Raw genomic sequence first — 8530 nt, forward strand, 5'->3', positions numbered from 1 at the left:
CATCACGATGTACGGCCACATGGCCTCGAGCGGCGTGCTCGTCACCAAGGGCCAGAAAGTCACCGCAGGCGACATCATCGGCCTGGTGGGGAACGAGGGGTTCTCCACCGGACCGCACGTGCACGTCGAGGTCTGGAAGAACGGGACAACCAAGATCGACCCGATGCCGTGGTTCGCCCAGCACGGCGTGCGGCTGTCCGCCTACACCGGCTGACGACTTCGCCTGGCTAGAGCTTCTCGATCGGCAGGCCACCCAGCGACATCAGGGTGATCCGTCCCCCGCTGCCAAAGTCGAACGTCACACGCTCGGTCGCGCCGGACCCCTCCTTCGCCACGACCTTGCCCATCCCGTACTTGGCGTGGTTGACCCGATCACCCACCGCCACCGACACCTGGCTGTTGCGTCCTCGGGTGGGGCTGGCCGAATACGAGCTGCGCCCGCGCTGCGAGCCGCCGCCGTCGTCCGACCGGTACGACCCGGCACCGAAGAACCCACCCGAACTGCCGAACGACCGCTCGCGGCGGCGCGGCTCGGTGCGCCGCCAGTCGATGAGGTGTTGCGGGATCTCCTGTAGAAAACGCGATTCCGGGTTCGAGACCGGCTGCCCCCACGCCGAGCGGACCATCGACCGCGTGAGGTAGAGCCGCTTGCGCGCGCGGGTGATGCCCACATAGGCGAGTCGTCGTTCCTCGCTGAGCTCCTGCGGGTCACCCAGCGACCGCAGATGCGGGAACTGGCCGTCCTCCCAGCCGGTGACGAACACGACCGGGAACTCGAGTCCCTTCGCGGTGTGCAGCGTCATCATGGTCACCAGACCGGCCGTGCTGTCGGGCACCTGATCGGCGTCGGCGACGAGTGACACCCGCTCGAGGAACGCCGCGAGCGACCCCGGCTCGGGCAGACCGTCCTCCGGGTCGGGCCGGTCCTCCTCGGGGATGCCTGCGGCGTCGGCGCTGAATTCCCTTGCCACCGATATCAATTCGTTGACGTTGTCCAGGCGTGCGCCGTCCTGAGGATCACTCGAGCCCTCGAGTTCGTCGCGGTAGCCCGAGCGGTGCGCGATGGCCTCGACGAGCTCGCCGATGTCGGCCGCCTCGTTGCCCGCGTCGACAGAGGCGACGTCGGAGTCGGGTCCGTCCGAGGCGCCGAAGACGGTGAGGAAGTCCGCACGCAGGTTCTCGATGAGGTCGATGAACCCGGCGATCTGCTTGTTGGCCCGTGTCTGCAGCAGCGGCACCTTACCCGCCGCGGCATCGATGAGGGACTCGTAGAAGCTGAGGCCGGAGTTCTCCGAATGCACTGCGACACAGGCCTGTGCACGGTCGCCGATGCCCCGTCGTGGTGTGTTCAGGATGCGTCGAAGGCTCACGGTGTCGTCCGGATTGGCGACCACACGCAGGTACGCGACGATGTCGCGCACCTCCTTGCGCTCGTAGAAGCGCACGCCGCCGACGACCTTGTAGGCGATACCGAGCCGGATGAAGATCTCCTCGAGGGATCGCGATCCGGTGTTGGTCCGGTAGAACACGGCGACGTCGGAGTAGTTGAACTCACCGGAGTCGCTGAGGGAATCGATCTCCCCGGCGATGAACGACGCCTCTTCGTGCTCGTTGTCGGCCACGTATCCGACGATCAGTTCCCCGTCGCCGGCGTCGGTCCACAGCTTCTTCTCGCGGCGGTTGGTGTTGCGGGCGATGACCGCGTTCGCCGCCGACAGGATCGTCTGGGTGGACCGGTAGTTCTGCTCCAGCAGAACGGTCTCGGTGTTCGGGAAGTCGCGCTCGAACTCCTCGATGTTGCGGATGGTCGCACCGCGGAACGCGTAGATCGACTGGTCGGCGTCGCCGACCACGCACAGCTCCGACGGACTCACGCCGCCCTCGCCGGTGCCCACCAGTTCGCGCACGAGGACGTACTGGGCGTGGTTGGTGTCCTGGTACTCGTCGACGAGGACGTGCCGGAACCGCCGGCGGTAGTACTCCGCGATCTCCGGATGGGCCTGTAGCAGTGCCACGGTCTCACCGATGAGGTCGTCGAAGTCGAAGGCGTTGGCCGCACTGAGCCGACGTTGGTACTGGGTGTAGATGTCGGCGAGCGTGGTCGAGGTGTCGTCGTCGGCCTCGGACGCCTGGGCCATCGCCACCTCGGGGGTGATGAGCTCGTTCTTGAGGTTCGAGATGTGGATGCCGGCGCCGCGGGGGCTGAACTTCTTCGGGTCGAGATCGAGATCCCGGACGATCATGGCCAGCAGGCGTTTCGAGTCGTCGGCGTCGTAGATGGAGAAGTTCGAGTTGCGGCTGGCGATGAGGCCGGCCTGGGCGCGCAGGATGCGCACACAAGTCGAGTGGAAGGTCGACACCCACATCCGGTTCGCGCGCGGCCCCACCAGGTCGATGACGCGTTCGCGCATCTCGGCGGCGGCCTTGTTGGTGAACGTGATGGCGAGCACCTCGCCGGGCGAGACGTCGCGCTGGGCGAGCAGATAGGCGATCCGTCGGGTCAGGACGGCGGTCTTGCCCGATCCGGCACCGGCGACGATCAGCAACGGACCGCCCGTGTGCATCACCGCACGCCGCTGCGGTGGGTTCAGTCCGTCGAGCAGTTCCTGGGCGCGCGCGCTGATCTGCTCGCCCCCGGCGTCGCCGGACGAGCCGGGACGGTGGGCGATCGGCAGCGCGGTCTGGTCCGCGGAGGTGGGGGTTTTCATCGGTGTTCGACGTTACTCCGGTCCTCGGACACCGACCTGAACGCTCCGCGGGTCGCCACCCCGGGTACGATTTGCCGCGATCTGCCGGTCGGGGTTCCGGCGGACTCGGCGCCGGGGGCAGGAGCTCATGAGGACCATCGACCGCAGGTACGTCAGGCCGGTCGCGTTCACCGCCGCCGCCATCGTCGCGCTGATCGTGGTGGTCGTCGTCATCGTGTTGCCCAACCGCACCTCGGGGTCGGCCGAATCGAGTGCCGCCTTCACCACCACCCGCGCGCTGGACCGGGCGACCGGGCCGTTCGCGGTCGCGAACGCGGCCACCTACAGCGGGACCGTGACCGCCGGGGAGTTGCGGATAGGACTCGACGGTCTGGCGGTCTCGGCCGCCGGCGACGCCGCGGGCACGATCGCCGTCGACGACACCTCGGCCGACTACCGCCAGGTGGGGCCCAGCGCCATCGCCCGCGGCGGGGAGAAGTTCTGGCGCGGGGTGCTCGGCGATTCGGCCCCCTCGGTCCCGAGATCGACCGACTGGGCGCACCTGGATCAGACCCGTTTCCCCGACCTCGCCGACCTGTTGACACCGTCACGCCTCGCGGCGTCGCTGAGCGGTGACCAGCGGGGCGCATCGAGGGGCTCCGACGCCATCCCGGACGCGCGCTCACCGGCGGTCACCGATCCGGCGGTACGTCGGACCTCGGACACGACTCTGGTCAGCGGCGAGGTCACCGTGACCACCGACGACGCGGGCACCGCACTCGTGGGCGTCCGTGGTCGGATCGGTGCCGTCACCGGCACGACGACCCGGACACCCGTCGTCGCCGACGTTCGCATCGTCGCCCGTGACGCCTCGGCGGCCCAGGCGCTCTACGGTGACCTGTCGGCCCAGTCCGGTGAGCTCGCACGGTCGATCGCGCCGGGAGTCGCGTTGTCGTTGTCGCGCAGCACCGCGCGTCCGGCCCCCGGGGCCTGCACACCACCCAGCTGCGACGCCGACGTCTCGATCGTGGCGACCTCCGCCACCCCCATCGATGCGCTGACCGTCATCGCCACCGCGAACGTCGGCTTCGAGTCGCGGGGCCGGGCGGTCGGGCGCCCCTGCGTCCGGACCGTCACGTTGGGGCGCGGCGCGACCGCACGGTTCCGCTGCGCGGTGACCGCGTTGCCACGACCGAACGGCCCGTTCGCGGTCCGAGGCACGTTCACCGCGACCGTGTACGCCGAGACCCCACCCGCGACCATCACTGCCCGCGTGTCGGCCGGACGGACGATGTCGACCGCCCCGCCCACCGGGACGTTCCGGCGCGCCGGGGTCAAGACCGACACCGCAGCGGCCCGCTACGGAACGCAGATCACCGGACTGCCCTCGAACGTCGTCTACGAGGTCGGCGAGCAGGCGTTCGACGGCCGGGCCGATGACGGTGTGCTGCTGGTGACGCGCGGACCCGGGTACTCCGAACACCTGGACTCCGGTGGGGCGCTCGAATCGACGTGGCCCGGCTACCAGCAACTGCTGGCCCAGGCGCGAGCACAGAAGGCCGCCGCCGGGTCGACCCCGGTCCGCTGGGTGTTCGCCGAGAAGGACGCGGCGTCGGCGACCACCTCCGCGCTGAGCGCGAACGAGATCACCGGCATCGAGGTCGTGACGGTCCCGGCCGCCGGCTGACTCGTCGTCGTGGCGCTCAGAACAGCGCCGGGTCGAACACCTGGCCCACCTGACCCGCCGAGACGTGCAGGGCGAGTCCGGCGGTCAGCGGTCGGACGACGATGTCGGTGCCCGTACCGGATGCCTGGACGTAGAGCGGGTGGAGGCCGGCGCGCACCGGAGCGGTCACCGGCGCCCCGTTTCCGACGCTGACCGTGATGGTGCCGTCCGACGTCGCGCAGTACGGGATCTGCACCGTCCATCGCCATCCGATGAGTGGCCCGTCGAGCGGCAGGGCGGTCCGCGCGGTGATCTCCGGTCGATCGCATGCGCCCGAACCACCCGCGAACGATCGGGTGCGGGTCACCGCACCGGGGGTCATGGTGCCTGTCGGGCTCAGCACCTGAAGCCGGTCGGTCCAGTCGCCGAACTGCGGGCGGTTCGGCAGCCGGGCGAAGACCCGGCTGATCATGTTGTTGGGGTAGGCCACCGGGAGCAGCACCTCCAGCGGCACCGCCTGGTCGAACATCGGGGTGTCGGCGTTGGCGGTCAACGCCGCGCGCGCGTTGGCCAGATAGGACGACGTGGGCCCCTCGTGCCACCGCTCGGTGAACGCGACCGTGGAGACCACCGCGCTCACGGTCACCGCGACCATCCCGGCCGCGACCCCGATCCGCACCGGACGCCGGTCGAACACCCGTCGGGTCCGCTCGGTACCCCGCGGCGGCGCCGAGACGACCAGAGCGGCCGCGAGGGCGAGGACGACCGCGGCGTCGGGGAGATAGCGCAGCGTCTGCGAGAGCTCGAGGGCGGTGTCGGTGCTGCTGCGGTTCCAGCTGACCAGGGCCTGCGCGAGCACCACGTAGCCGGCCGCGACCACGACGATCGCACCCGCACCACGGCGCGCCCACAGCCCCACACCGACGAGTCCCAGGACCACGATCCAACCGATGACGATCCAGCCGGTCGTGGGAACGGCGAACGGCGGACTGGGGATCCAGCGATCCCACGTCCACGGCCCGCCCACGATGCCGGGGACGACGCCGCTGTCGATGGCGCGCCACGTCAGTCGGGCCGTCTGGCCCAGTGAGTGCTCGCCCGCGCCCGGTCGGGCGACGAGACCGAAGACCACCGCCCACACCGCCGTCACCCCGAGCAACGCGCACCGCAGTGCTCTGCCCCGGCGCAGCACCACGGGCAGCGCGCGCGTGGGTTCGTCGGGGCGCTGGGCGAGCTGGGTGAGACGGACGCAGAGGATCGCGGCGGCGAACGCGATCGGCAGGATGAGCGCCGACTTCTCGAAGAAGGCCAACGCGACGGCGCAGATGATCGCGGAGCGGAGGACGATCGTGCGCGGGCGCGTCGTCGGGCGGGCGCCGTCGCGCGGCCCGCGGCACAGCAGGATCGCGTCGGCCACGACCCACGCCATCGCCGCCTGCAGCGGCAGTGTGTTCAGCCCCGACGCCCACCACGCGAACGACGGCACGGTCAGCGGGGTGAACAGGTAGAAGGCCAGGGCCGCGAGGGTCGCCACCCGCGCTCCCGCGACGACCAGCAGCATCCGCGCGACCGCCAGCGAGGCGATGAGTTGGCCGACGAGCAGGGTCGCCGCGGCCACCGGCCAGCTCAGCGGCGCGAGGACGGTGGCGATCCCCGCCACCGCGAACGCCGCGGGCATGAAGTGGCCGTCGTGGTTGTGACCCAGGAACGCCCACGACCCGATGGGGTCGGACCCCGCACGGCCGATGAGGACGAGGTCGTCCCAGTAGAAGTCGCCACGCGCGGCCACCCAGGACCGCAGTACGAGCTGCGCGACGATCAGGACCGCCACCGCGACGCCGATCGTGCGGCGTCGCGACCACCCCGCGGGGCCGGCGACGTCGGTGTCGGAGACATCCGTGCCGGGAGCCGACCGCAGGAGTGCGGTGGAAAGCGCCATGGCCCAGTAGTACCAGTTCGCGCGCGCGGATCGACACAGTGATCGGCGCGCATCGCAGGTCATGGCAAGATCGGCCGGGTGGAGCACCCCGACGCCGATCAGCCGATCGACCTGAGCCAGTACCGCCTGTCGTCCGAGGTCGACGACCTGCCGGACGAGATCGACGACCTCCGCAGCGAGATCGATCGACTCGACGCGATCATCCTCGGTGCCATCAAACGGCGTACGGCGGTGTCGAAGAAGGTCGGGCGCACGCGGATGGCCTCGGGCGGACCACGCCTGGTCCACAGCCGCGAGATGAAGGTTCTGCAGCGCTTCTCCGAGCTCGGCCAGGAGGGTCACACCCTCGCGATGCTGCTACTCCGACTGGGTCGCGGACCACTCGGGCGATGACCCCGCCGGAGGACACGCAGAGCCCGCGGCGCGAGAACGTGGTGTTCATCCACTGGCACGATCTCGGCCGTCATCTCGCCTGTTACGGCGCGCAGGGGGTCGCCAGCCCGCACCTCGACGCGCTCGCCGCCGGAGGCATCCGGCTGACCGATGCCCACGCCGCCGCACCACTGTGCTCACCCGCGCGCGGAGCCCTCTTCAGCGGCCGGTACCCGCACTCCAACGGTCTGGTAGGCCTGGCCCACCACGGTTTCGAGTACCACGACGACGTACGCACGCTGCCGCAGTTGTTGACCGAATCCGGTTGGCAATCCGCGTTGTTCGGCATGCAGCACGAGAGCAGCGACCCGTACCGGCTCGGCTTCGAGGAGTTCGACGTCTCGGACTCGTTGTGCGACTACGTCGTCGAGCAGTCCCAGCGCTGGTTGCGCGATCGCACCGACAGTCGCCCGTTCCTGTTGACCGCGGGCTTCTTCGAGACCCACCGACCCTACCCCGCGTCGGACTACCCGCCGGACGATCCGGAGTCGGTGACCGTTCCCGGTTTCCTCCCCGACGCGTGGCCGGTCCGCGAGGACATCGCCGGACTCCAGGGCTCCATCACCAAGGCCGACGCGGCGGTGGGGCGCCTGCTCGCGACGGTGAACGAACTCGGGCTCGACGACTCGACGTGGATCGTGTTCATCACCGACCACGGGGTGGCCTTCCCGCGGGCCAAATCCACGCTTTACCAGGAGGGCACGGGCGTCGCCTGCATCATCCGACCGCCCGCGGGGCGAGGTGTCACACCCCGGGAGTACGACGATCTGTTCAGCGGCGTCGACGTCACCCCGACGATCCTCGACCTGCTGGGGCTCGACGTCCCCGAGTCGATGGAGGGGTTCTCGCACGCCGACGAACTCATCGCCACCGACGCCGCACCGGTTCGTGCGGAGTTGTTCACCGAGAAGACCTATCACGACAGTTTCGACCCCATCCGGGCCGTGCGGACCACTCGCTACAGCTACATCGAGAACTACGCCCGCCGACCGGCACTGAGCCTGCCGTTGGACATCCTGGACAGTCCCTCGGCGCGCGCGCTGGACGGTTCGCAGGACTTCCCGCGCGCCGAGCGCGAACTGTACGACCTCGACACCGATCCCTACGAGCGGACCAACCTCGCCGACGACGCCGCGTATGCCGACATCGTCTCCGACCTGGCGGATCGGTTGCACCGCTGGCGTACCGACACCGGGGACGAGCTGCCCGCCGAAGAGGTCGGCAACCGGATCGCCCACGAGTTCATGGCGCGCCATCATCAGCAGTTGCGGACCGAGGCCGCGCGCCAGGACCAGCGGTCGCTGCCCTCACGCCGCCCCCGGGGCGAACAACGCGAACTCAGAGAACACAGCACCGACAGCTGACTGCCGATTGTGTGGAAACCACGTGCGGTTACGCATGATTCCAACGCCATCTTCCACACAGTCAGCATGAGAGTTACGCGAGAACCTGCCGACTGTGTGGAAACGGGTTATCGAGTGTGCTCACCACCTGACGTAACCCTCACTGCGAAACAACGCACACTCGATGACACGGTTCCGCACCGTCGGCGCCCTGAAGTCGACCACCAATCAAGCCCAAAGCCGCCGACAGTGCGGAAAGCACACATCGAGTGTGCGTCGTTCACAACGCAACCCACGCCACGCTGTCAGCACACTCGATGGCGCTTTCCACACAGTCAGCACGTGGGGTTACGCCCGACATCCCTTGGCGCGCTTGCCACACGTCAGCATGTCGGGTTACGCAAGAACACCTGCCGACTGTGTGGAAACGGGTTATCGAGTGTGCTCACCACCTGACGTAACC

6 protein-coding genes are annotated in these 8530 nt (G+C 69.3%); 4 read left to right on the forward strand and 2 right to left on the reverse strand.

Annotation, left to right across the window (positions count from 1 at the left end):
* A partial coding sequence (locus JHC79_RS02420) for a M23 family metallopeptidase (RefSeq protein WP_296388274.1) occupies positions 1–214 on the forward strand: 214 nt, incomplete at its 5' end.
* Positions 215–227: 13 nt separating this feature from the next.
* On the opposite strand, the gene JHC79_RS02425 is transcribed toward JHC79_RS02420, so the two are convergent.
* Entirely contained in the window at positions 228–2708 is a 2481-nt protein-coding gene (locus JHC79_RS02425; RefSeq protein WP_296388275.1) for a UvrD-helicase domain-containing protein, read from the reverse strand.
* A 127-nt stretch (positions 2709–2835) separates the two neighbouring features.
* Here JHC79_RS02425 and JHC79_RS02430 point away from each other — a divergent pair, with 127 nt between their 5' ends.
* Complete coding sequence (locus JHC79_RS02430; protein ID WP_296388276.1) at positions 2836–4374, forward strand: Tox-REase-5 domain-containing protein; 1539 nt, start codon at positions 2836–2838, stop codon at positions 4372–4374.
* 16 nt (positions 4375–4390) lie between these two features.
* Here the strand turns inward: JHC79_RS02430 and JHC79_RS02435 are convergent, their stop codons facing one another.
* Entirely contained in the window at positions 4391–6292 is a 1902-nt protein-coding gene (locus tag JHC79_RS02435; protein ID WP_296388277.1) for a hypothetical protein, read from the reverse strand.
* Positions 6293–6361: 69 nt separating this feature from the next.
* On the opposite strand from JHC79_RS02435, the gene JHC79_RS02440 reads away from it, so the two are divergent.
* Positions 6362–6685: a chorismate mutase gene (locus JHC79_RS02440; RefSeq protein WP_296388351.1), complete on the forward strand. Its 324-nt coding sequence runs from the start codon at positions 6362–6364 to the stop codon at positions 6683–6685.
* Positions 6682–8088 (forward strand): sulfatase, encoded by a 1407-nt coding sequence (locus JHC79_RS02445; protein WP_296388278.1) that lies wholly within the window; start codon positions 6682–6684, stop codon positions 8086–8088. The genes JHC79_RS02440 and JHC79_RS02445 overlap by 4 nt, the downstream gene beginning before the upstream one ends.
* The last annotated feature ends 442 nt before the right edge of the window (positions 8089–8530 follow it).

The organism is Williamsia sp. (assembly GCF_016462415.1).
Taxonomy (GTDB): Bacteria; Actinomycetota; Actinomycetes; order Mycobacteriales; family Mycobacteriaceae; genus Williamsia_A.